Genomic DNA, 1,833 nt, shown 5'->3' on the forward strand with positions numbered 1-1,833 from the left:
AGCAATTTGGTGATATGTCAAGAGGTGATAAAAAAAGATTTCAATGAAAACAGATAAAAAAGGGTACAACAAATAGGCCTGCGACAAAACCGCAAGAAAAAAGTTCGGTATACGATTACCTACTCTTTGCCGGAGAGTAGAGTTGATTCTTGTCCAGCAGACCAAAAATCAGACGTATTAATTTACGGGCGGTCAACGCGAGTGCACGCTTGTGCTGATGTTTGGGAACTTCAGCAAATTTTTTGTTGTAGTAATCCGTGTATTCCGGACAGTATCTAACCACACTGCCAGCAGCCTGGATCAGGTAGTATCTCAGGTATCGGTTCCCTGCTTTCATCATCGGTGTGTCCTCAGAATCAAACTCACCGGACTGGTTGTCTCTCCAGATGATGCCGCTGTATTTTGCCAAGGCGTTGTTGCTGTTAAAACAGCGTACAGACCCTATTTCAGCAAGGATCCCTGCGGCATAAACGGGTCCAATCCCCGGAATGGATTTCAGGATCTGGTACTCCGTAGGATTTAACCCTGCGACCGTTGCGGCAATGGCTTTATCGAGAGCTTTCTGCTCTTTTTCAAAAGCACGGATGCAGTTAAAGGAACAGGCGATGGATGTGGTGATCGGTTCATACAGTGCCTTATCCAACCGGTAAGAGTTACGGGCTGCTTTTTGAAGCAGGCTGGCCACTTGATCCGGATCAGAGAACCTGCCATGTCCGGAAGCGGAGATAAAGTCGATTAGTTCTTTTAAAGGGGCATTGGCGATATCCTCCGTAGTCTTGTACTCAGTCAGGATTGCTTCGGCAGTAGCGCTGAATTTATCGGAAACAGGGCTTTCCTTGCCGCTGAGGAGAGCAAACTCACTGAACTTTAGGAAGACGTTGTTCAGGACATAGTTCTTCTCCCTGGCAATCGCTTCATTGATGTGCCTGCGCTGCCTTGTGAGACGCTGCAGGGCAAGATACTGGGCACCGCGCCAGGGCTCGATGTTGATCCGTCCGGCACGGACATAATCGGCAACGATAAAAGAGTCAATGCCATCGTTTTTGCCAAGTCCAGTGAAAGATTTCCTGTAGTTGGCAATCGTTTTCGGATTCAGGCAAAAAACCTTAACACCATATGGTTTGAGCTTGTCAGTGGTGGAGAGATAATTCGCCACATGGACGCCGTAGAAACTGGTGGACTCCATGGCGATCAGAAGATATCTGAACTGGGGATTTGCCTCCAGAACAGCAAGGATCATAGACTCCATAGCTTCCACACCGTTGGACGCATTGGGAACAGGGCGCATGTTGATGAGCCGGTCTGAATCAAAGTTGAGAGCAGTAATAAAGTTGATGCGGGAACCGATGTCAAGGCCGACACAAAGCGTTGAAAGGTGATCGAATTTCATACGGTTCTTCACAGTATCACCTCCTTTCGATTTGATGGAAGGAAAGCCAAGGGCTGGATCCCGGACCACCACACCATGCAACCTCGCGTAATCAGCATTAAAGCCCCGAAAATACCCTGCTGGAAGCTGACGGGACAGGTGCAACATTTGTGTAAGCATCTGAAGTGTGGAGCCAAGGGCGCAAGCTATCTAAGCAATGGAGACAGGGATGTGAGGAAACACATACCGTGCAACTTGCAAGGAGAAACAGCGGTACCCTTTGGGACATTCCTATGGACTCTATTATAAGCGTCCGGGAAAACTTGGCAATATGAGTAACATGTAAACAGTATAGGGGATGAAAATCAGGGAGAGAACCTCCGGAGGGATGACTCCTCTATACCATTAAAAGTGAATAATCCCACCCCTGTATATCTGGGGTACAGGCTTATTATACGAGGAGA

The 1,833-nt window shown here is 47.8% G+C and carries 1 protein-coding gene; it reads right to left on the minus strand.

Going from position 1 to position 1,833, the window contains the following annotated elements; genetic code table 11:
* Positions 1 to 115 precede the first annotated feature (115 nt).
* Positions 116 to 1,402 carry an IS110 family transposase gene (locus FGQ86_RS16070; RefSeq protein WP_243127309.1) on the minus strand — a complete coding sequence of 429 codons (1,287 nt, stop codon included), beginning with the start codon at positions 1,400 to 1,402 and terminating at the stop codon, positions 116 to 118.
* Positions 1,403 to 1,833: the final 431 nt, after the last annotated feature.

Source organism: Clostridium sp. BSD2780061688st1 H5 (genome assembly GCF_005845155.1).
In the GTDB taxonomy this organism is placed as follows: domain Bacteria; phylum Bacillota; class Clostridia; order Lachnospirales; family Lachnospiraceae; genus Claveliimonas; species Claveliimonas intestinigallinarum.